We start from the raw sequence: 21,485 nt of genomic DNA on the forward strand, positions 1-21,485 counted from the left end.
CCACTCACGACGCGGGATGGAAGCGCACGGTCTGGCCGGGCCGCAGCTGGGCGGCCAGGTCGAGGTCCTCTTCCTCGACGACGGCGATCACCGGGTACCCGCCGGTCGTCGGGTGGTCGGCGTGGAACAGGATCGGCCGGCCCGACGGCGGCACCTGCAGCGATCCCGGCACGCACGCTTCCGACGGCAGCTCGTCGTGGCGGGCGCGGGCCAGCGCCGGGCCGGTGAACCGGATGCCGACGCGGTCGGAGTCCGGTGACACCGTGTACACAGTGGACAGCAGCGCGTCCGGCGCGGTGAACCAGTCGCGCCGCGGGCCCGGCGTCACGCGCAACACCGGTTCCGGCGGCAGCGGCGCCCGCGGCGCGAGGTCCACCGCGGGGAACTCCCGTGGCGCCGGGCCGATCGGCAGCAGCATCCCGGCCGTCACCGGGGGCGGCCCCAGCTTCCCGAGCGTGTCCGTGGCCCGGGAGCCGAGCACCGGCGCCACGTCGATGCCGCCGCGCACCGCGACGTAACACCGCAGGCCCGACACCGCCGTGCCCAGCGACAGCTCCTCCCCGGGCCACAGCGTGATCGGCCCGTCGAGGCCGCCCTTCGAGAGCGGGCAGGCGGCGCCGGTGACCGCCACCGTCGTCACGCTCGACGCGCGCAGCACCAGCCCGCCGAGCGTCACCTCCAGCGCGGCGGCTCCGGGAGGATTCCCGACCAGCCGGTTGGCCAGCCGGAACGACCCGCGGTCGGCCGCGCCGGACCGGCCGACGCCGAGGGCCGCGTGGCCCGGGCGGCCGAGGTCCTGCACCGTCGTGGCGAACCCGGGCCGGACGACTTCGAGCTTCACGGCCGCACCGCCTCGAACCGCACGCGAGTACCCGGTGGCAGCAGGTTCGGCGGGTCGCGCTCGACGTCCCACACCGGCACGTCCGTCCGGCCCAGCAACCGCCAGCCGCCGGGGGACGCGCTCGGGTAGACCGCGCTGTACTCGCCGGCGATCGCCACCGATCCCGCGGGGATGCGGGTGCGCGGCGACGACCGGCGGGACACGTGCAGCGCGGGATCCGAGCCGGTCAGGTAGGCGAACCCCGGCGCAAAGCCGCAGAACGCCGAGACGTACGCACCCGCCGTGTGCCGCGCGACCAGCGAAGCCACGCTCAGCCCCGTCTCCGCGGCGACGTCCGCCAGGTCCTCGCCGTCGTACACCACCGGGATCACCACCTCGCCGGCGCCGGTCGGCGCACTGTCCACAGGGGACACCCGACGCAGCAGCGCACCCAGCCGGTCCGCGTTCGTCACCGCGGGGTCGAACCGGACCAGCAGGGTCCGCGCGGCCGGGACGAGCTCGACCACGCCGTCGGGCGGCGCCTGCGTCAACGCGGCCTGCAACCCCAGCACGTCGGTGGTTTCGACCAGCACCGCGCGCCGCCCGCTGGGCAGCAACCGGACGGTCATCCGGTGAACGCGCCCAGCTGGACGCCCGCTCCGCTCAGCGCGGCCTCGATCCGCCGGGCCAGCTCGACCGCACCCGGGGTGTCCCCGTGCACGCACAGGGAGTCCGGGCGCAGCTCCAGCTTCTCGCCGCTCTCCGTCACGACGCCGCCGGTCGCCATGCCGACCGCGCGCTCGGCCACCAGGTCGGCGTCGTGCAGGACCGCGCCCGGCTGCCCGCGGGGGACGAGCTTGCCGCTCGCGGTGTAGGCCCGGTCCGCGAACGCCTCCGCGTACGCGACGACGCCGGCCTGCTCCGCCTCGCGCTGCATCTCCGAGTCGGGCAGGCAGAGCAGCGCCAGCTCGGGGTCGTACCGGCGGAGGCCCTCGACGATCGCCGCCGCCTGCTCGACGTCCACCGCCGCGGTGTTGTACAGCGCGCCGTGCGGCTTCACGTACGACACGCGGCTGCCGGCCGCGCGCGCGAACGCGTCGAGCGCGCCGATCTGGTAGAGCACTTCGTCCGCCAGCTGCTCGGGTGCGATGTCGAGCGCGCGCCTGCCGAAGCCGGCCAGGTCGCGGTAGCCGACGTGCGCCCCGATCGCGACGCCGCGCGCGGCCGCCAGCTCGCACACCCGCCGCATCACCGACGGATCGCCGGCGTGGAAGCCGCACGCGATGTTCGCGCTGGTCACGATGTCGAGCATGGCTTCGTCGTCGCCCATCTTCCAGGCGCCGAAGCCCTCGCCGAGGTCGCTGTTCAGGTCCATTTCAGCCCACCCGGTATTCGCTGTCGTACCGATCGGTTATGAACATGTACCCCGGTGCGTGGGTGATCGCAAAGGGGGGCCGGGACGCCATCAGCGCGGCCTGCGGCGTGACCCCGCAGGCCCAGAACACCGGGACGTCGCCGGGCTCGGCGGCCACCGGATCGCCGAAGTCCGGCCGGGACAGGTCCGTGATGCCCAGCGCACCCGGATCGCCGACGTGCACCGGGCCGCCGTGCACGGCGGGCATCGCGCGGGTGATCCGGATCGCGTCGGCGACCCGGTCCTCCGGGATCTGCCGCATCGACACCACCATCGGGCCGAACAGCCGCCCGGCGGGCTCGCACTGCCGGTTCGTCACGTACATCGCGACGTTGCGGCCCTGGTCGACGTGCCGCAGCGGGACGCCCTCGGCGGCCAGCGCCGTCTCGAACGTGAAGCTGCAGCCGATGGAGAAGGCGACCATGTCGCTGCGCCACAGACCGGTCGCGTCCGACACCTCGCCGGCCAGGACGCCGTTCTGCCAGATCCGGTAGCGCGGCAGGTCGGTGCGCAGGTCCGCGCCCTCGGCGAGCTTGGTGGCCGGGTCACCGGGGTCGGTGACGTCGAGCAGCGGGCACGCCTGCGGGTTGCGGGTGCAGAACAGCAGGACGTCGTAAGCCCAGTCCTCGGGTACGGCGATCAGGTTGGTCTGGGTGAAACCGCTGGCCCAGCCCGTCGTCGGGTGGGCGGTGCCGGTGCGGAACGCCGCCCGCGCTTGCGCCGGGGTGTAGGTGGCCGGTTCGTCGAAGGTCGTCATTTCGCCCCCTCAGTCCACGAGTTCGATACCGCGGGTTTCCGGCAGCCCGAGCAGGGCCAGCACCGCGATGCCGTACCCGAGCGCGCCGAACACGATCGCGCCACCGGCGCCGAGGAAGCCCACGACGGTCGGGAAGATCGCCCCGACCGCGCGGCCGAAGTTGTACGTGAAGCCCTGCCCGGTGCCGCGCAGCGCGGTCGGGTACAGCTCGGCGAGGAACGCGCCGAAGCCGCTGAAGATCGCGGACATCGAGAAGCCGAGCGGGAAGCCGAGCACCAGCACGAGGCCGTTGGCCCCCTTGGGGATCTGCGTGTACGCGACGATCAGCGCGGCCGACAGCAGTGCGAACGTCAGAAAGGTCTTCTTGCGCCCCAGCAGGTCGGTCAGGTAGCCGCCGCAGACGTACCCGACGAAGGCGCCGGTGATGAGGAACGCGAGGTAGCCGCCGGTGCCGATCACGGTCAGCTCGCGCGTCTTCTTCAGGTAGGACGGCAGCCACGTCGAGATCGTGTAGTACCCGCCCTGGACGCCGGTGGCCAGCAGCGCGGCGAAGAACGTCGTCCGCAGGAGATCGGCCTTGAAGATCTGCTTGAGCGTCCCCTTCGGGCGCTCGGCCTTCAGCCGCTCCTCGGCGCGCGGCGCGTCCTGGACGCTCTTGCGGACCCACAGCACGAGCAGCGCCGGGATGACGCCGGTCCAGAACATGATCCGCCAGGCGACGTCGTCGCTCGCGACGCTGAACACGACGGTGTAGACGATCACCGACAGGCCCCAGCCGACCGCCCACGCGCTCTGCACGAAGGCCACGGTCCGGCCGCGGTACTTCGCCTGCGAGTACTCGGCGACCAGAGCCGCACCGGCCGCCCACTCGCCGCCGAAGCCGAGGCCCTGCAGCGCGCGGAAGACCAGCAGCGTCTCGAAGTTCGGCGCGAAGCCGCAGAGCACGGTGAAGATCGTGTACATCGCGATGGTGATCTGCAGCGTCCGGACGCGGCCGATCCGGTCGGCCAGCATGCCGGCGCCGACGCCGCCGACGGCCGACACGACCAGCGTCGTCGTGCCGAGCAGGCCGGCTTCACCGCTCGAAATGCCGAAGTAGGCGGTGATCGCGGCCAGGCCGAGCGGCAGGGTCTGGTAGTCGAACGAGTCCAGGCCGTACCCGCCGAACGCGCCCAGGAAGGCGCGGCGGCCACGTTTCCCGAGTGTGCGGAACCAGTCGAACGGCCGGGCCTCGGTTGCGGTTGTGGCAGTCATGGGGCACCTCCTGGCCAGTGTCTCTCATCGTGGCGTGCCTCACACGGTAGGGATTGTTGAACAATTCCACAAGATGCCAATTGGATCGTCCCCCGAGTGGCGGGTAGCCTTGTCCTCGTGGTCATCGAAGACAGCGTCGTCACGGGCCTCGAAGCCGACCGCGGCCTGGTCACGCGCAAGAGCACGGCCGAGCGGGTCGCCGGCGTCCTCCGCAAGCGCATCGCGGAGGGCTTCTTCCTCCCCGGCGGGCGGCTCTCGGAGCAGGACATCGGCAACGCGCTCGGGGTCTCCCGCAACACCCTCCGCGAAGCGTTCCGGCTGCTCACGCACGAGCGGCTGCTGGCGCACGAGCTCAACCGCGGGGTCTTCGTCCGCATCCCGAGCGTCGAAGACGTCACCGACATCTACCGGGTGCGCAAGATCATCGAGTGCGCGGCGGTCCGCGGGGTCACGGCCAAGCCGGCGTCCTTCGCGCGGATCAAGGAGAAGGTCGACATCGGCGACGAGGCCGCGCGCAGCGGCAACTGGAAGGACCTCGGTACCGCGAACGTCTGGTTCCACCAGGAGCTCGCCGCGCTGTCCGGCAGCGAGCGGGTCAACGAGCTGGTCGGGCGGCTGACCGCCGAGCTGCGGCTGGTGTTCCACATCATGGCCGAGCCGCGGCGCTTCCACGAGCGCTACCTGCCGCGCAACCACGAAATCCTCGACCGCATCGAGGCCGGCGACGGCGCGGGCGCGGAGCAGCTGCTGCTGAAGTACCTCGAAGACGCCGAAGAACAGCTGGTGGGCGCGTACGCCGACCGTGCCGAGGCGGCCCGGGCGGCCAGCGCGGCGGCGGAGTAGGTCAGTTCGGGCACGGTTGGCGTCCGGACGGTCCGAGCACCCGCCGCGGGGTACACGCGGTCGATAACCTCGGTGGCGGTTCCGCCGCCGGAGACCCCCAGCGGCAGGCGGAGCCCCTCGCTGCCGGGTCGCCGCTTCCCCAGGGCCGCGGCCCGGCAGCCCGACCGCACGAAGGCCCGGCCGGAACCCGGCCGGGCCTTCCTGGTGCCGGGGTCAGCCGGCGTAGCGGGCGAAGATCCTGGTGAAGTCCCACGCCTGCTGGGAAACACCGGAACAGGTGTCGTTGTTCGGGTAGCCGCCGGGGCAGGGGCGGTCGCGGTTCGCCGACCAGAACGTCAACCGGGCCAGGTGGTGGGAGTTCGCGTAGCCCAGGATCGTGGTGAAGTCGTCGAGCGTGACCGTCTCGCTGTTGTCGGTGATGCCGTTCATCGACGAGATGCCCATGTGCCGGTAGGCCGTGTCGTCGTCGTAGCCGTACGCGCTCTTGACGACGTTCTTGAGGCCCTCGGCCGCCCGCTGCGTCAACGTGCCCATGTTCTGGCCCGCGCCACCGAAGTCGAACGGCATGATGACCCAGCCGTCGACCGTGAGCCCGGCCTGCGCCGCCCGGTTGACCAGGCTGTTGTCCGGTCCGGACTGGCCGGTGCCGAAGGTGACGTAGATCTTGATGCCCGGGTTGTTCGCGCGGACCGTCTTCAGCGCGTCGACCGTGCGCTGCTGCACCGTCGGGTTGCTGTAGGCGTCGGCCTCGATGTCGATGTCGATCGCCTTGAGGCCGTAGGCGTTGATCACCTTCTGGTACCCGGCCGCCAGCTCGCCCGCGCTGCCGCAGGAGGACTCCAGCTTGTTGCCGGAGTAGCCGCCGAACGACGGGATGACGTCGCCGCCGCCCGCGCGGACGGTGTTGATCGTGTTCTGGTCGACGCCGCCGGTGAGCGCGCGGCCGCCGTCCCACTGCGGGTTGCAGTAGCCGTTGGACAGGATGAACGCCAGCGTGAACCACTTGACGCCGGTGGCGTTCTGGATCGTCGCCGGGTTGGGCGGGTCGCCCCAGCCGTTGTAGAGGTACGGCGCCACGGCCATCACCCCGGGCCCGGGCGGCGGGGTGGTGCCGCCGCTGGGCAGCGTCCACTGCTGGTTGGCCGTGCTCGCGCACGTCCAGATCTGCAGCCGCGTCCCGTTGGCGCTGGAGTTGCCGGTGGCGTCGAGGCACTTGCCGGACCCGGCGTTGACCAGGTTCTTCGCCGAGTTGGCGGTCCACTTCTGGGCGCCCGAGCCGTTGCAGTCCCAGAGCTGGACCGTGGTGCCGTTCGCGGTGCCCGCACTCGTGACGTCCAGGCACTTGCCCAGCGCCTGCAGGGATCCGTCGGAGCCGACCGTCCACTGCTGGGCGTTCGTGCCGTTGCAGTCGTACAGCTGGATCGCCGTGCCGTTGGCGGTGCTCGCCGCGTTGACGTCGACGCACTTGCCGGCGATGCCGGTGATGGGCCCGGTCGCCGCCTGCGCGACGCCGGGGGCGAGCACCAGCGCCGATGCCGCTGCTACGAGAGCACCGAATGCTGCGAGTTTCTTCATGCGGGCACGTTCCACTTCTGGTTGGCGGCGCCGGTGCAGGTCCAGATCTGCAGCCGGGTGCCGTTGGCGCTGGAGTTGCCGGTCGCGTCGACGCACTTGTTCGAGCCGGCGCCGACGAGGTCCTTGGCCGCGTTCGCGGCCCACCTCTGGTTGGCCGTCCCGCCGCAGTCCCAGAGCTGCAGCTGCGCACCGTCCGCCGTGGACTGTCCGGTGACGTCGAGGCACTTGCCCAGCGCGCGGATCGTGCCGTCGGTGCCGACGGTCCACTGCTGGGCGCTCGAGCCGTTGCAGTCGTAGAGCTGGACCGCGGTGCCGTTGGTGCTACTGGCCCCGGCCACGTCGATGCACTTCCCGCCGACACCGGTGATCGGGCCGGTCTTGCCGGTGGTGCCGCCGTTGCCCTGGGTGCCGTTCCAGGTGAACGTCGCCGAGGTGTGGCCGGGCAGCGTGTAGTTGAACGACGAGTTGCCCCAGTTGACGCGCACGCTCTGGTTGCCCGTGCTCGAGTTGTACGCGATCAGGGCCTTCGAGCCGTCCGGGTTCTTCCAGGCGACGTTGCGGACGGTCGAGTTGTCGTTCGAGTCGATCCGGTACGCGCCCGGCTTCACGAACTTCGTCAGGTGACCCATCGTGTAGTACTCGACGGTGTAGTCGACCTGCCCGCTGCGCGAGTCTCCGTTGTGGACGGTGATCAGGCCGGTGCAGGTACCGCAGCCGCCGTTGTGCGGGCCCATGTTCTGGTCGACGCCGAGGCTCCACTTGACGAAGCTCTTCGACCAGTTCCGGGTGTAGTCCACGATGTTGTTCATGTCCTCGGCCTGCTGGTTCGAGATCCAGGTGCCACCGGAGTGCTCGGTCGAGTAGGCGTTGACGTTCGGGTACTGGTTGTGCGTGGTCGTCTGCTGCGCGATGTCGCCGCCGTAGCCGTGCCAGGCCACGCCACCGAAGTTCGGGTGGTTGCGGATGGCCGCGTCGTCCAGGGTGGGCGCGCCGTAGGAGGCGTAGGTGTCCCAGTTCCAGTCGAGGGCCAGGACCTTTGTGGACAGACCCGCGTTCTGGAGCGCGGGCAGCAGGTTGTTCTTCGCGAAGTACGCGAGGCCTGCGCCGTTCCAGTTGGTCGACGGGTAGCTCGAGCAGCACGTCGGCTCGTTCTGCATCGAGACGTAGTCGATCGGCACACCGGCGTCCCGGTAGGCCTGCAGGTACTTGACGAAGTACTGCGCGTAGGCCGGGTAGTACTGCGATTCGACCCAGCCCAGCAGGTAGCTGTCGTTGTCCTTCATCCACGGCGGCGCGCTCCACGGCGACGCCATCACCTTGGCCTGCGGGTTGAGCTGCTTGGCCTGCTTGGTCAGCGGCAGCACGTCGGCCTGGTCGTGGGCGATCGAGAAGTGCGTCAGGTTCGGGTCGGTCTGGCCGGCCGGCATGTCGTCGAAGGTGTAGCTGTAGCGGGCCAGGTCGGACGCGCCGAGCGGGTTGCGGATGAAGCTCAGCCCGATGCCGCTGTTCGGGTCGAACAGCTTGCGCATGGTGTCGTCGCGGGTGGCCTGTGACAGCGCGCCGCTGGAGTTCAGCAGCCACGCCGCGGTGTCCGTGAAAGACGCCCCGCCGCCTTCGAACTGCTGGTAGGTCGTGTTTTCGTTGACGTTGATGGTCACGCCGCCGCTGCCGGTGCCGGCGGCGAACGTCACCGGCGTCTGCTGCTGGAGGCCGCGCGTGACGGTCCGGCCGCCGGAGTCGCTGGTCGTGGTGAGCCAGACGTTGACCGTTTCGCCCGCGGCTTGCGCGGGGACGGCGAAGGTGGCCGCGGTGAGCGCCACGGCGGCTGTCGCCGCGAGGAGAGAACGCTTTCTCATGGCAGAGTCCACTTCTGGTTCGCGCCGGACCCGCAGGTCCAGATCTGGAGCCGGGTCCCGTTGGCGCTGGAGTTGCCGGTCGCGTCGAGGCACTTGCCCGAGCCGGCGTTCACGAGGTTCTTCGCCGCGTTGGCGGTCCACTTCTGGGCGCCCGAGCCGTTGCAGTCCCAGAGCTGGATCTGCGTGCCGTTCGCGGTGCCCGCGCTGGTGACGTCGAGGCACTTGCCGAGCGCGCGGACGGAACCGTCCGAATTGACCGTCCACTGTTGAGCGCTGGTGCCGTTGCAGTCGTAGAGCTGGACGGCGGCGCCGTTGGCGTTGCTGGCCCCGGCGACGTCGACGCACTTGCCGCCGATACCGGTGATCGCACCGGCGTTCTGTGTGGGCGGCGGTGTCGTGCCGCCGGCGAACTGCGTCGCGACCTGCTCGCCGAGGCTGACCGCGTTGGCGTGGTTCTCGATCGGGTTGACGTGCGTGTTCGGGAACACGATGTACGTCACCGGACCCTCGGTGCCGCCGTTCTTCGGGTCGGGGTTGATGCCGAGGCTGACGGCGGTGGCGTAGGACGCTTCACCGATGATGCTCGTCGGGCCGGTGTCACCGACCACGGCGTAGGTGACCTGGTTGTTGTAGATCACCGCGACGACCGATCCGCCGTCGATGCCGTAGTTGCGGTAGTCCCAAGTGGACGTCGGCTGCGGGAGCACGATGTACGGCAGCTGCGCCGCGTTGAGCGGCTGGTCGGTCGAGGTGTGGAACGCGGTGTCGGGGTAGAAGCAGCAGTCGGTGTTCTCGTTGCACTGCGTGGTGCGGACGCCGTCGCAGTCGATGTCCATGTCGGCCGTGAAGAACACCGCACCGTTCGCCTGGCAGACGGGTACGGTGGCCGCGCCGCCTTCGTCGAAGGAATACTTCCCGTTCGAGATCTGTTGGCAGGATTGGGTTTTGGCGAGCAGCTGGCTCGCCGACGGACCGGCGTTCACCGCCGCCTGCGCGGAGCCGGTCGTGAGGAAGGAAAGCGCTAACAGGGCACAGCCCATTAGCGCGACGAGGATTCGCCGCACTGGTAGTTCTCCTTGGGGAGCGGGCCGGGAGCTACGCGCTCCCGGCCCGGGCGATCAGGGAGTGGTCCACTTCTGGTTGGCGGTGCCGCCGCAGGTCCAGATCTGCAGGCGGGTGCCGTTCGCACTGGAGTTTCCGGTGGCGTCGAGGCACTTGTTCGCGTTGGGGTTGACGATGTCCTTGGCGCCGGTCACGACCCACTGCTGGGCGCCGGTGCCGTTGCAGTCGTAGAGCTGCACGGCTGTCCCGTCCGCGGTGCCCGCGCCGGAGACGTCCATGCACTTGCCGAGGGCGCGGATGGTGCCGTCGGTGCCGACGGTCCAGCTCTGCGCGGCGTTGCCGTTGCAGTCGGTGATCTGGATCGGCGTGCCGTTGGCGGCGTTCGCGCCGGCGACGTCGACGCACTTGCCGCCGATGCCGGTGATGGTGCCGGTCCGGCCGCCGCCCTGGCTGGAGGAGTTGGTCACGTGCACGTAGTCGACGATCAGCTGCTGCGGGAACTGCGTGCTGCTGTTGGGGTCGCCGGGCCAGTACCCGCCGACGGCGAGGTTGAGGATGATGAAGAAGTTGTGGTCGTAGACCCAGCGGTTGCCGTTGAGGTCCGCCGGGGTGCGCGTCTGGTAGAGGTTGCCGTCGACGTACCACTTGATCTGGTTGGGCGCCCAGTCGACAGCGTAGGTGTGGAAGTCGTCGGAGAAGTTCGGGCCGTTGTAGGCCGCGCCGATGCCGCCGGAACCGGAGTAGCCGGGGCCGTGGATGGTGCCGTGCACGGTGTTCGGTTCGAAGCCGACGTTCTCCATGACGTCGATCTCGCCGTCGGTGGGCCAGTTCCCGCCGCCGAGCATCCAGAAAGCGGGCCACATGCCCTGGCCGCGCGGGAGTTTCATGCGGGTTTCGAAGTGGCCGTAGGCCTGGCTGAACTTGCCGGCGGTGTTGAGCCGGGCCGAGGTGTACTCGCAGCGGCCGTACCAGCAGTTGTAGTTGCCGGGGTTTTCCTTCTTGGCGGTGATGACGAGGTGGCCCTGCCCGTCGAGCTGGGCGTTGTTGGTGCCGGAGGTGTAGTACTGCCGTTCGTGGTTGTTGACGTTGTCGCCGGTTTCGAGCTGCCACTTCGACCCGTCGACGGCGGACCCCGCGGGGCCGTTGAAGTCGTCGGTGAAGGTGGCGGCCGCTTCCGCCGGGGCCATCGTGAGGGCTTGCTGCCCGAGCAGGAGCAGCGAGCAGGCGGCGAAGAGTGCCGCCCAGCGCTTCTTTTTGGAGGTGGACATCGTTGTCGCCTCTCTCACCGTGGGGGGACGGCGTTCCGCGCGCAGCACGGAACGCGGGGAGGGGGTTGGCCTCGCATGCCGGGGCGGCGGCAGGCGCGACCGATCAGCCGGCGCTCGCTGTCCTGGGCGGGGTCGGACTCGGCGAGCAACGGCGGGCGCTTTGTTGTGCCTGGCAACAAAGTATGCATGGTCCAGACAAGCCGGGCAACCGTTGGGTGGTCATTTTTTTTCAACCCGAATTAAGGGTGTGTGGGAGGTGGGGTGTGGGCTGCGGTGCTGGTGGGGGTGGTTCCCGGTCAGCGGGGCATGGTTGCTTCGGCCCGCTTCGGGTGGGCTCCCGGACCGGGCGGTGGCTTCGGGTGCTCTTCCGGACCGCGGTGGCTTTGACCCGCGTTCGGTGGTCTTCCGGGCTGTGCGGCGCTTTGGCTCGCGCTGGGTTGTCTTCCGGACTCGGGTGGCGGTTCTGCTGTGTTCCTCCGGCACCCCGAAGCCCGATTGTGACTACGGCCGGCGGCGCCGCGTCAAGGCGGGAAAGATGCCTTGACCCGGCGCCGCCGGCCGTGTTGGGGCTTCGGATCGGGGTGCGGGGGAGGTCTGGGTCCTCGTCGGTTCCGGGTTTCGGGTTCGGTGCCCGTTGGGTGGGTGGTTGGTGGGCGGCTTGCGCCGCCGTGTGTCCGGTTTCGGTGTTATGCCGCGTCGGAGTTCGGGGCTTGCGGCTTGGCCAACCTTGACGTTGCTCCCTGCTCCAGGAGGTCCGCCACCGGTAACGTTGCTGCGCCCGTTGCCACCGCGTCCAGGCCCAAGGACCCCAGCTGGATCGATGTCTGGCTGAACGGGTGGCGCAGCGCGTGCTCGCCCGCCGCCTCGCGGATTCTCGGCAGGAGCTGCTCGCCCAGTGCCAGCCCTGCCCAGCCGCCGATCACGATGCGCTCCGGGTTGAACAAGTTGATCAAGTTTGCGATGCCCGCGCCCAGATAGCCCGCCGTCTCGTCGAGGACGCGGGCCGCCGTCTTGGACTTCGGGGCCGCCGACAACAGCGCCGAGAAGCGGGCCTGCTCGTCCTCGCCCGTGATGTCCTTCCCGCGCGCCCGCCGGTAGCGGGCCAGGACCGCGCCCGCGCCGATGTACGCCTCCAGGCATCCGCGCGAACCGCAGCGGCACTCCTGACCGCCGTACGCGATCGTCGTGTGGCCCCACTCGCCCGCGCTGCTCGTCGAGCCTCGGTACGTCGTCCCGTCCGTCACCACCGCCGCTCCGACGCCCGAGCCGATCAGCGCTATCACCGCGTGGCGCGCCCCGCGGCCCGCGCCGAACCACATCTCCGCCTGGCCCTGCGTCTTCGCGCCGTTGTCGATGAACAGCGGCAACCCGACCCCCGCGTCGAGGAGCAGCGAGGCGAACGGCACCCCGTCCCAGCCGACCGTCGGGGCGTGGACCAGCACCCGCGCGCCCTGCTCGACCGTGCCCGGCACGCCGATGCCGACGCCCAGCACGCCCGACTCGTCGATGCCCGCGCTCGCGAACACCTCGCGCAGCCCGGACGTCACCTGCTCGACCGCCGTCGCCGGGTCGGGGGCCTTCGGGAGCGGGTGCTCGACCGTCGCCAGGCGGTTCATCGCCAGGTCGAACAGCTCGACCTTGACGCCCGTCTCGCCGATGTCGACGCCCGCGACGTGCCCGTACGCCGGGTCCACGCGCAGCAGCACCCGGGGCCGGCCGCCGTCCGACTCGACCTGGCCGGCTTCCGTGATCAGGCGTTCTTCACCCAGTTCGGCGGTCACGTTGCTCACGGTGGCGGCACTCAATCCGGTGAGCTGGCTGAGTTCGTGCCTCGACAGCGGGCCGTCGAAGTACAGTTTCGACAGCAGCAGGGATCGGTTGTGCCTCCGCAGATCGCGGACGGTGGTGCGCTTGCTCGCCATGGGCAACCCATCTGAACTCTTACCGGCTCTCTGACAGGATGCCTGATCACCGTAAGTTGTGGCTATGTATTAAGTGGTGAACTAAGTCCCGAACCCATGGTGACCGGGCCGAGGTCTGGCAGAATCCTCCCGGTGACCCAGGTGGTGCGCCAGACGACCCGTGACCTCAGGCGGCACAACCGCGCGGCACTGCTCTCCTCGCTCTACCTCCGCGGTCCCATCAGCAGACTGGAACTGGTAGCTGAATCGGGACTGTCGGCCGCCACCGTTACCAACGTCGTCTCCGAGCTGATCGCGGACGGGGTCGTCGCCGAGGCCGGATCGGTCGAATCGGACGGCGGGCGGCCGCGGACGCTGCTGGCCGTCCGGCCGGACTTCGGGCACGTCGTGGGCGTCGACGTCAGCGAGACGCACGTCGAAGTCGGCCTGTTCGACTGCGCGCTCGGCACCCTCGGGACCGTGCGCCACCCGCTCGTCGGCACCCGGCTCGACCCGGACGAAGTGGCCGGCCTGGTGCGCACGGGCATCGCCGAAGTGCTCGAAGACGGCGATCCGGACGCGGTGTTCGGCGTCGGCATCGGCGTGCCGGGGGCGGTCCGCGACGGCGGCATCGTGCACGCGCCCACCCTCGGCTGGCGCGGCGTGAACTTCGCCGAGCTGATCCACCCGCACATCGAGGCGCCGCTGCACCTCGACAACCGCGCGCGCACGCTCGGGCAGGCCGAGGCCTGGCGCGGCGCCGGCCGGGGCGCCGAACGCGCCATCGTCGCCCTCCTCGGGGTCGGGGTCGGGGCCGCCGTCGCGACGGCCGGGCGCTCGCACCCCGGCATCACCACCAGCGAGTGGGGCCACACCGTCGTCAAGGCGGCCGGCGCGGCCTGCCGGTGCGGCTCGCACGGCTGCCTGGAGGCCTACGTCGGCACCGAGGCGGTCGTCCGCCACTACGCCGTCCGCGTCGGCAAGGAACCGGTCATCGGGGACGAAAGCGACGGCGAGTTGGCCCGGATCGTCGAGGAGGCGGCCGGCGGCGGCCCGGCGGCCGACGTGCTCGCCGAGACCGGCGAGTACCTGGGCATCGGCATCGCCAACCTGATCAACCTGCTCAGCCCCGATCGGGTGGTGCTTTCCGGCTCGGCCGGGGCGATCATGGGGCAGGCGATCCTCCCGGCCGTCCGGGACGCCGTCGGCCGGCACGCCCTGGACTACCTCGCCGAGCGCACCGAGGTCGTCCTCGGCAGGCTGGGGCCCGAGGCGGTCGCGCTCGGCGCGGCCACCCTGCCGATCGCGCAGCTGCTGGCGAACGGCGGCCGCACGGCCTGAAACCCTTGCGCGGCAAGGCCTAGTTCGATCGTTTGGTCCAGACCGCGCGTTCTTTCAGTACTTAAACTTAGGCACAAAATGTTACCGCCGTGTTATTGACGTGACCCGAGTCACCCGGGTTGACTTCGGGACGTCGTTCGGTCGCCGGCGGTCGGGGCTCGCTACCAGTCGACAGCACGCAAGTCGTCGATGACCAGGAGGAACCGATGCGAGTCAAGCGCTCCGTCGTCGCAGCGCTCATAGCCATCACCGCACTGAGCGGGCTCACGGCGTGCTCGGGCGGCAGTTCCAACGCCGCCCAGAGCAACCCGGACGCCGTGCTCACCGTCGGCAAGCCGGACGGCCCGCAGGCGGAGAACAACAACCCGTTCCTGGAGACCTCCGCCCTGTCGAACATGGGCTACCGGTGGATGATCTACGAGCCCCTGGCCATGCACAACCGCGTCAAGCCCCAGGACCCGGCGAAGCCGTGGCTGGCCACCAAGTGGGACTGGACGGACAACTACAGGAAGCTGGTCCTGACCGTCCGTGACGGCGTCAAGTTCTCCGACGGCCAGCCGATGACCGCCGAGGACGTCGCCTACACGTTCCAGCTGCTGCGCGACAACAAGGCGCTGAACGTCGACGCCGTCCCGTACAAGGACATCACCGCGGCCGGCAACCAGGTCACCCTGGGCTTCGACAACTCGCAGTTCGTCAACCAGGTCAAGATCCTGCAGACGCTCGTCGTGCCGAAGCACGTCTGGAAGGACGTCAAGGACCCGGCGCTCGACCTGGTGAAGAACCCGATCGGCACCGGCCCGTACACGCTCAAGTCGGCCACCCCGCAGACGATGATCGTCGTGCGGCGCGACAGCGGCTACTGGCAGGAAGCGCCGAAGGTCAAGGAGATCCGCTACACCTCCTACACCGACAACAACGCGCAGGTCAGCGCGCTGGTCAACGGGGCTTCCGAGTGGAGCTTCGTGTTCATCCCGAACTACAAGGCCGTCTACACCAACAAGGACCCGCAGCACTACAAGCTGTGGTTCCCCGCGCAGCTGGCCGTCCACGGCCTGTGGTTCAACACCGAGAAGGCGCCGTGGAACGACGCGAAGCTGCGCCAGGCGATCAACAAGGTGATCAACCGCGACGACATCTTCAACCAGGGTGAGGCCGGCTACTTCTACCCGAAGAACGACCAGGTCACCGGCATTCCGACGCCGGCGGGCGACCCGTTCATCGCGCCGCAGTACAAGGGCCAGTCGGTGCAGCTCGACGTCGCGGGCGCGAAGTCGCTGCTGACCGGCGCGGGCTACAAGTTCAACGGCGACAAGCTGGCCGACCCGAGCGGCAAGCCGGTCGCCATCAAGCTCACCGTCCCGTCCGGCTGGTCGGACTACGTCACCGACCTGGAGATCATCAAGGACAACCTGGCGCAGATCGGCATCACCGCCACGGTCGAGAAGATGAACCAGGACGCCTGGATGAAGTCGGTCGACACCGGTGACTTCGAGGGCCTGATGCACTGGACCAACGACGGGCAGACGCCGTACGACATGTACCGCGACGTCATGGACGGCAACCGCTACAAGCCGACCGGCCAGGGTGGCATCAACGGCAACTACGGCCGCTTCAAGAACGACGAGGCGACCAAGGCGCTCGAGACCTACGCCAACGCCGAGGACGACGCCGCCCGCACCGCCGCGATGGCCACGCTGCAGAAGATCATGATCGAGCAGCAGCCGATGATCCCGACCTCGGCGGCCAACTCCGGCGGCGAGTACAGCACGAAGAACTGGGTCGGCTGGCCGGACGACGCCAACCCGTACGCGCCGGCCCAGCCGACGCTGCGCAACGCGCTCGACATCGTCCTGCACCTCAAGCCCGCGGCCTGACGATGGCGGATTCAGCAGTGACGACCGAGCAGTCCCCCTCCGACCCCGTCGCCGTCGGGTCGGAGGGGGACCTCCCCGTGGTCCTCGAGGCCGCGGGCCTCACCAAACACTTCTTTATCAGACGCAGTCCGGTGCGCCGCAAAAGCCGGGCCGCGCTGACCGGTCCCCGGCGCAGCATCCAGGCCGTCGACGACGTCACCCTGACGCTCCGCCGCGGCCGCGTCACCGCGCTGGTCGGCGAGTCCGGTTCGGGCAAGTCGACGGTCGCGCGCCTGCTCGCGGGGCTCTACCCGCGCACCGGCGGCGACATCCGGCTGCACGGCGAGACGGTGGACGTCAAGCGCGGCAGGGCGTTCCGCGCCTACGCCCGCCGGGTCCAGATGATCTTCCAGGACCCGTTCGCGTCCCTGAACCCGGTGCACACCGTGCGCTACCACCTGACGCGGGCGCTGAAGATCCACGGCCGGGCGGGCGACGACCTGGAGAAGGCGCTGCACGAGCTGCTCTCCCGCGTCCAGCTGACGCCGCCCGAGCGCTACATCGACAAGTTCCCGCACGAGCTGTCCGGCGGGCAGCGCCAGCGCGTCGCGATCGCGCGGGCGCTCGGCGCCGACCCGGAGGCGCTGCTGGCCGACGAGCCGGTGTCCATGTTGGACGTCTCCATCCGGCTCGGCGTGCTGAACCTGTTGCGGGACCTGAAGGAACGCCTCCACCTGGCGATCCTGTACATCACGCACGACATCGCGTCCGCGCGCTACTTCGCCGACGAGACGATGGTGATGTACGCGGGCCGGATGGTCGAAGGCGGCGACAGCGAGACCATCACGCAGCGGCCGGCGCACCCGTACACCCGGCTGCTCATCGAATCCGCACCCGACCCGGACCGGATCGCGGGCGGCGGCGACCCCGCGGAGGCGCCGGCCGAGCGCGGGTCCGGTGAACCGCCGAGCCTGATCGACCCGCCGGCGGGCTGCCGCTTCCACCCGCGCTGCCCGGTGGCGATGGCCCGGTGCGAGACCGAGCTGCCGCCGCGGTTCGACGTCGGCGACGCGCCGGGGCACTGGGCCGCCTGCTGGCTGTACGACGGGGCCGCCCGATGAGGTACCTGCTGCAACGGTTCGGCTTCTACGTCTTCACCGCGTGGGCCGCCGTCACCATCAACTTCTTCATCCCGCGGCTGATCCCCGGCGACCCGGTGCAGTCGCTGATCGCCAAGAACCAGGGCATGATCAGCGCGGACGCGATCGAGTCGCTGTACGTCCTGTTCGGACTGGACAAGAACCAGAGCGTGCTCTCCCAGTATTTCGACTACTGGGGCCAGCTCTTCCGCGGCGACCTCGGGATCTCGTTCACGTTCTTCCCGACGCCGGTGTCCGACCTGCTGACCGACAGCCTGCCGTGGACGATCATCCTGGTCGGCATCACCACGGTCGTCGGGTTCGCGATCGGCACCGGGCTCGGCGTGGTGGCCGGCTGGAAGCGCGGCTCGTGGGTCGACGGCCTGCTGCCGGTGACGACGTTCCTGTCGTCGATCCCGTACTTCTGGCTCGGCCTGATCGCGCTGACGCTGCTGGCCGGCCCGGGCAGCTTCTTCCCGTCGTCCGGCGGCTACGACCCGGGCACGGTGCCCGGGTGGGACCCGTCGTTCATCGGCAGCGCGATCCAGCACAGCCTGCTGCCCGCGCTGACCATCCTGATCAGCTCGATGGGCAGCTGGATCCTCGGCATGCGGAACATGATGGTCACGGTCGCGTCGGAGGACTACGTGACCGTCGCGCACGCCAAGGGCCTGCCGGAACGCCGGGTGATGGTCGGGTACGCCGCCCGCAACGCGCTGCTGCCCAGCGTGTCCGGCTTCGCGCTGGCGCTGGGCTTCATCGTCGGCGGCACGCTGCTGGTGGAGATCGTCTTCTCCTACCCCGGCGTCGGCTACCAGCTGTTCCAGGCCGTCGGCTCCCAGGACTACCCGCTGATGCAGGGCATCTTCCTGATCATCACGCTCTCGGTGCTGGTGGCGAACCTGCTCGCCGACGTCGCCTACCTCGCACTCGACCCGCGCACCCGGAAGGAGGGCTGACATGGCCGTACCCGCAGCGGACGTCAAGGCCGCACAGGCCCTCCCGCTCGAAGCGGTCGCGCGCCGGCGCCGCTTCCGGTTCCTCACCGGCGGCAAGACCGTCACCGGTGTCGCCGTCATCGGCTTCTTCCTGGTGATTGCGATCATCGGGGACTGGATCGCGCCGTACGACCCGTCGGCGCGCAGCAGCGACCTGCTGGAGGCGCCGTCGGCGCGGCACTGGTTCGGCACCACCCACCTCGGCCAGGACATCTTCAGCCAGGTCGTGGTCGGCACCCGCAGCGTCATGCTGGTCGGGCTGGCCGCCGGGATCGTGGCGACGATCCTCGCGGTGATCGTCGGCGTGACGTCCGGGTACCTCGGCGGCACCCCCGGCGAAGGCCTGTCCGCACTGTCCAACGTGTTCCTGGTGATCCCGGCGCTGCCGCTGATCATCATCATCGGGAGTGCGGTGCCCACCGGCGGCGACATCCTGGTGGCGGTGATCATCGGCTTCACGTCGTGGGCGTGGGGCGCGCGGGTGCTCCGGGCGCAGACGTTGTCACTGAGAGGCCGCGAGTACGTCGAAGCGGCCCGCGCGACCGGCGAGTCGACCTGGCGGATCATCTTCTTCGAGATCCTGCCGAACCTGACCGCGGTGATCGCGTCCAGCTTCGTCGGCACGGTGATCTTCGCCGTGATGTCGGAGATCACGCTGGCCTTCGTCGGCGTCTCCGGGCTGTCCGACTGGAACTGGGGCACGATCCTGTTCTGGGCGCAGAGCCAGCAGGCGCTCGCCCAGGGCGCGTGGTGGTGGTTCGTGCCGGCCGGGCTGGCGATCGCCATCCTCGGCACGGCGTTGTCCCTGCTGAACTTCGGCATCGACGAATTCGTCAGCCCGCGGCTGCGCGGCAGCGGCAAGTCCCGCGTGCGCGGCGCGGACGGGAAGACGCACCGGATGCGCGTGGGCTTCACGCCCGTGCTCGGGCGGGAGGAGCGGCCGTGATGGACCCGGTGCTGGAGATCAAGGGCCTGGACGTCGACTACGGCGTCGGCGACGAAGCCGTGCGCGCGGTCCGGGACGTGCACCTGACGCTGCACCGCGGCGAAGTGCTCGGCCTGGCCGGGGAAAGCGGCAGCGGCAAGTCCACTTTGGCCTACGGGCTGACGCGGCTGCTCGCGCCACCGGGCGTGATCCGCGGCGGCGAGGTGATCTACCACCCCGCGGACGGCGAACCGTACGACGTGCTCCGCTTGACCGACAAGCAGCTCCGCGACTTCCGGTGGGCGGAGACGTCCATCGTGTTCCAGGGTGCGATGAACTCGCTGAACCCGGTGCACAAGGTCGTCACGCAGCTCGTCGACGTGATCAAGGCGCACGAACCGCGCACCACGAAGGCGAGCCGCCTCGCGCGGGCCCGTGACCTGCTGAAGCTGGTGGGGATTTCGGCCGACCGGCTGGACGCGTACCCGCACCAGCTCTCCGGCGGCATGCGGCAGCGGGTGATGATCGCGATGGCGCTCGCGCTGGAACCGCGGGTCGTCATCATGGACGAGCCGACCACCGCGCTCGACGTCGTCATGCAGCGGCAGATCCTGGGCCAGCTGGTCGAGCTGCGGGAGCGGCTGGGCTTCTCGGTCCTGTTCATCACGCACGACCTGTCGCTGCTGGTGGAGTTCTCGGACCGGATCGCGATCATGTACGGCGGCCGGATCGTCGAGCAGGCGCCGGCGTCGGACCTCTACCGGGACGCGCTGCACCCGTACAGCCACGGCCTGCTGAACTCGTTCCCCGCGCTGCGCGGGCCGCGACGCGAGCTGAGCGGGATCCCCGGGTCGCCGCCGGACACACGCGGGATGCCGTCCGGCTGCGCGTTCCACCCCCGGTGCCCCAAGGCTTTCGAGCCGTGCCCCGACCGCGTGCCGCTGCTGGGCACCCCCGGCGACCCGGCGCGCGAAGTGGCGTGCTGGCTGCATCCCGTCGCCGCTCCCTGAACGCCGTCCGACCTGTCCGGTACCACTGGAGGAGTGCTGCCTTGACCGAGACCACTGCCGCGACCGCCGAGCAGCAGGCGCTGATCGACACCCTGCCGCCGGACTTCCGCTGGGGCGTGGCCACCGCCGCGTACCAGATCGAAGGGGCGGTCGCCGAAGACGGGCGCACACCGTCCATTTGGGACACGTTCTGCCAGGTGCCGTGGGCGATCGACAACAATGACACCGGTGATGTGGCGTGCGACCACTACCACCGGATGCCGTCGGACATCGAGCTGGTCCGCTCGCTCGGAGCGGACACCTACCGGTTTTCGGTTTCCTGGCCCCGCGTCCAGCCGCACGGCCGCGGCGGCATCAACGAGGCCGGCATCGGGTTCTACGACCGGCTCGTCGACGAGACGCTCAGCCGTGGGATCACGCCGTGGCTGACGCTCTACCACTGGGACCTGCCGCAGGAGCTGGAGGACGCGGGCGGCTGGCCGGCCCGCGACACGGCGTACCGGTTCGCGGACTACGCGATGCTGGTGTTCGACCGGCTCTCCGACCGCGTCCGCCACTGGACGACGCTGAACGAGCCGTGGTGCTCGGCGATGCACGGGTACGTGCACGGCGTGATGGCGCCGGGACGGCGTGACTACGCGGCGGGGTTGCACGCGGTGCACCACCTGCTGCTCGGCCACGGGCTGGCGGTGCAGCGCATGCGCGAGGCGGCCCCGGCGGACACGCAGTTCGGCATCACGCTCAACATGTGCACGGCCGACCCGGCGACGGACTCCCCGGAGGACGTGCGCGCGGCGCGCCAGGCCGACGGCCTCGGCGTCCGCATCTACCTGGATCCGCTGGTCCACGGCCGCTACCCGGCGGACGTGGTGGAGGACCTGGCCGCGCGGGAGGTCCGCCTCCCGGTCCAGGACGGCGACCTGTCGATCATTTCGACCCCGCTGGACTTCCTCGGCGTGAACTACTACTTCGGCCAGCAGTTCTCGGGCGTGGACGAGAACGGCTCCGCCGTCGACGAAGACGGGGCACCGACGTCGCGCGTGGTCCCCTTCGGCGAGCCGACGACGGCGATGGGCTGGGAGATCCTGCCGGGCAAGTTCACCGAGCTGCTGACCCGACTGGGCCGCGACTACCCGGGCCTGCCGATGTACATCACGGAGAACGGCTCGGCCTTCGACGACGACCCGGACTCCACCGGCTTCGTGCGTGACGACGGCCGTACGGCCTACCTGGCTTCGCACATCGCGGCGGTGGCGGCGGCCCGCCAGGCGGGTGCGGACGTGCGCGGCTACTTCGCCTGGTCCCTTTTGGACAACTTCGAGTGGGCGTACGGGTACGCGAAGCGGTTCGGGCTGATCCGGGTGGACTACGAGACGCAGGAGCGGACGATCAAGCAGAGCGGCTACTTCTACCGCGACACCGTCCGGCGGGTCCGCGGCAGCTGAACGGCGGTGGGGTGGGCCCCA

18 protein-coding genes are annotated in these 21,485 nt (G+C 70.1%); 8 read left to right on the plus strand and 10 right to left on the minus strand.

Annotation, left to right across the window (positions count from 1 at the left end; translation table 11 throughout):
• Positions 1-4: 4 nt before the first annotated feature.
• The 5 genes from HUT10_RS32450 to HUT10_RS32470 are packed head-to-tail and all read right to left on the minus strand — an operon-like array spanning position 5 to position 4,245.
• Entirely contained in the window at positions 5-841 is an 837-nt protein-coding gene (locus HUT10_RS32450; RefSeq protein WP_176174668.1) for a biotin-dependent carboxyltransferase family protein, read from the minus strand.
• On the minus strand, positions 838-1,449 hold the full coding sequence (locus HUT10_RS32455) for an allophanate hydrolase subunit 1 (RefSeq protein ID WP_176174669.1): 612 nt from the start codon (positions 1,447-1,449) through the stop codon (positions 838-840). The genes HUT10_RS32450 and HUT10_RS32455 overlap by 4 nt, the downstream gene beginning before the upstream one ends.
• Complete coding sequence (locus HUT10_RS32460) at positions 1,446-2,195, minus strand: LamB/YcsF family protein (RefSeq protein WP_217709655.1); 750 nt, start codon at positions 2,193-2,195, stop codon at positions 1,446-1,448. Before HUT10_RS32460 ends, HUT10_RS32455 begins: the two co-directional genes overlap by 4 nt.
• Before the next feature lies 1 nt (position 2,196).
• On the minus strand, positions 2,197-2,991 hold the full coding sequence (locus HUT10_RS32465) for a putative hydro-lyase (protein WP_176174670.1): 795 nt from the start codon (positions 2,989-2,991) through the stop codon (positions 2,197-2,199).
• Between the two features lie 9 nt (positions 2,992-3,000).
• Positions 3,001-4,245: an MFS transporter gene (locus HUT10_RS32470; protein WP_176174671.1), complete on the minus strand. Its 1,245-nt coding sequence runs from the start codon at positions 4,243-4,245 to the stop codon at positions 3,001-3,003.
• A gap of 117 nt (positions 4,246-4,362) precedes the next feature.
• On the opposite strand from HUT10_RS32470, the gene HUT10_RS32475 reads away from it, so the two are divergent.
• On the plus strand, positions 4,363-5,088 hold the full coding sequence (locus HUT10_RS32475; RefSeq protein ID WP_176174672.1) for a GntR family transcriptional regulator: 726 nt from the start codon (positions 4,363-4,365) through the stop codon (positions 5,086-5,088).
• A 213-nt stretch (positions 5,089-5,301) separates the two neighbouring features.
• Here the strand turns inward: HUT10_RS32475 and HUT10_RS32480 are convergent, their stop codons facing one another.
• The 5 genes from HUT10_RS32480 to HUT10_RS32500 form a co-directional block, all read right to left on the minus strand.
• Entirely contained in the window at positions 5,302-6,663 is a 1,362-nt protein-coding gene (locus tag HUT10_RS32480; RefSeq protein WP_176174673.1) for a chitinase, read from the minus strand.
• A complete protein-coding gene (locus HUT10_RS32485) occupies positions 6,660-8,519 on the minus strand; it encodes a ricin-type beta-trefoil lectin domain protein (protein WP_176174674.1) in 1,860 nt (619 codons plus the stop codon). The genes HUT10_RS32480 and HUT10_RS32485 overlap by 4 nt, the downstream gene beginning before the upstream one ends.
• On the minus strand, positions 8,516-9,583 hold the full coding sequence (locus HUT10_RS32490; RefSeq protein WP_254897110.1) for a ricin-type beta-trefoil lectin domain protein: 1,068 nt from the start codon (positions 9,581-9,583) through the stop codon (positions 8,516-8,518). Before HUT10_RS32490 ends, HUT10_RS32485 begins: the two co-directional genes overlap by 4 nt.
• Positions 9,584-9,637: 54 nt before the next feature.
• Positions 9,638-10,849 (minus strand): glycoside hydrolase family 16 protein, encoded by a 1,212-nt coding sequence (locus HUT10_RS32495; protein WP_176174675.1) that lies wholly within the window; start codon positions 10,847-10,849, stop codon positions 9,638-9,640.
• Between the two features lie 686 nt (positions 10,850-11,535).
• Entirely contained in the window at positions 11,536-12,771 is a 1,236-nt protein-coding gene (locus HUT10_RS32500) for an ROK family transcriptional regulator (protein WP_176174676.1), read from the minus strand.
• Between the two features lie 132 nt (positions 12,772-12,903).
• On the opposite strand from HUT10_RS32500, the gene HUT10_RS32505 reads away from it, so the two are divergent.
• From HUT10_RS32505 to HUT10_RS32535, 7 genes are all read left to right on the plus strand, one after another.
• The gene (locus tag HUT10_RS32505; protein WP_176174677.1) at positions 12,904-14,091 is read left to right on the plus strand and encodes an ROK family transcriptional regulator; all 1,188 of its coding nucleotides are present in this window, start codon (positions 12,904-12,906) and stop codon (positions 14,089-14,091) included.
• 206 nt (positions 14,092-14,297) lie between these two features.
• The gene (locus tag HUT10_RS32510; RefSeq protein ID WP_176174678.1) at positions 14,298-15,968 is read left to right on the plus strand and encodes an ABC transporter substrate-binding protein; all 1,671 of its coding nucleotides are present in this window, start codon (positions 14,298-14,300) and stop codon (positions 15,966-15,968) included.
• Positions 15,969-15,985: 17 nt separating this feature from the next.
• Positions 15,986-17,068, plus strand: a complete 1,083-nt coding sequence (locus HUT10_RS32515) for an ABC transporter ATP-binding protein (protein WP_176174679.1) — start codon at positions 15,986-15,988, stop codon at positions 17,066-17,068.
• Positions 17,065-18,045 (plus strand): ABC transporter permease, encoded by a 981-nt coding sequence (locus HUT10_RS32520; protein ID WP_176174680.1) that lies wholly within the window; start codon positions 17,065-17,067, stop codon positions 18,043-18,045. Before HUT10_RS32515 ends, HUT10_RS32520 begins: the two co-directional genes overlap by 4 nt.
• A 1-nt stretch (position 18,046) precedes the next feature.
• A complete protein-coding gene (locus tag HUT10_RS32525; RefSeq protein WP_176174681.1) occupies positions 18,047-19,030 on the plus strand; it encodes an ABC transporter permease in 984 nt (327 codons plus the stop codon).
• A complete protein-coding gene (locus HUT10_RS32530) occupies positions 19,030-20,019 on the plus strand; it encodes an ABC transporter ATP-binding protein (protein ID WP_176174682.1) in 990 nt (329 codons plus the stop codon). Before HUT10_RS32525 ends, HUT10_RS32530 begins: the two co-directional genes overlap by 1 nt.
• Positions 20,020-20,060: 41 nt before the next feature.
• Positions 20,061-21,464: a GH1 family beta-glucosidase gene (locus tag HUT10_RS32535; protein ID WP_176174683.1), complete on the plus strand. Its 1,404-nt coding sequence runs from the start codon at positions 20,061-20,063 to the stop codon at positions 21,462-21,464.
• Positions 21,465-21,485: the final 21 nt, after the last annotated feature.

This window comes from Amycolatopsis sp. Hca4 (assembly GCF_013364075.1).
GTDB lineage: Bacteria > Actinomycetota > Actinomycetes > Mycobacteriales > Pseudonocardiaceae > Amycolatopsis.

What these genes read in the sequence shown, in the direction of transcription:
- HUT10_RS32460 (WP_217709655.1), bottom strand. Translation starts at nt 2,195, where the DNA reads ATGGACCTGAACAGCGACCTCGGCGAGGGCTTCGGCGCCTGGAAGATG.
- HUT10_RS32520 (WP_176174680.1), top strand. Translation starts at nt 17,065, where the DNA reads ATGAGGTACCTGCTGCAACGGTTCGGCTTCTACGTCTTCACCGCGTGG.
- HUT10_RS32525 (WP_176174681.1), top strand. Translation starts at nt 18,047, where the DNA reads ATGGCCGTACCCGCAGCGGACGTCAAGGCCGCACAGGCCCTCCCGCTC.
- HUT10_RS32510 (WP_176174678.1), top strand. Translation starts at nt 14,298, where the DNA reads ATGCGAGTCAAGCGCTCCGTCGTCGCAGCGCTCATAGCCATCACCGCA.
- HUT10_RS32530 (WP_176174682.1), top strand. Translation starts at nt 19,030, where the DNA reads ATGGACCCGGTGCTGGAGATCAAGGGCCTGGACGTCGACTACGGCGTC.
- HUT10_RS32485 (WP_176174674.1), bottom strand. Translation starts at nt 8,519, where the DNA reads ATGAGAAAGCGTTCTCTCCTCGCGGCGACAGCCGCCGTGGCGCTCACC.
- HUT10_RS32500 (WP_176174676.1), bottom strand. Translation starts at nt 12,771, where the DNA reads ATGGCGAGCAAGCGCACCACCGTCCGCGATCTGCGGAGGCACAACCGA.
- HUT10_RS32470 (WP_176174671.1), bottom strand. Translation starts at nt 4,245, where the DNA reads ATGACTGCCACAACCGCAACCGAGGCCCGGCCGTTCGACTGGTTCCGC.
- HUT10_RS32495 (WP_176174675.1), bottom strand. Translation starts at nt 10,849, where the DNA reads ATGTCCACCTCCAAAAAGAAGCGCTGGGCGGCACTCTTCGCCGCCTGC.
- HUT10_RS32465 (WP_176174670.1), bottom strand. Translation starts at nt 2,991, where the DNA reads ATGACGACCTTCGACGAACCGGCCACCTACACCCCGGCGCAAGCGCGG.
- HUT10_RS32455 (WP_176174669.1), bottom strand. Translation starts at nt 1,449, where the DNA reads ATGACCGTCCGGTTGCTGCCCAGCGGGCGGCGCGCGGTGCTGGTCGAA.
- HUT10_RS32480 (WP_176174673.1), bottom strand. Translation starts at nt 6,663, where the DNA reads ATGAAGAAACTCGCAGCATTCGGTGCTCTCGTAGCAGCGGCATCGGCG.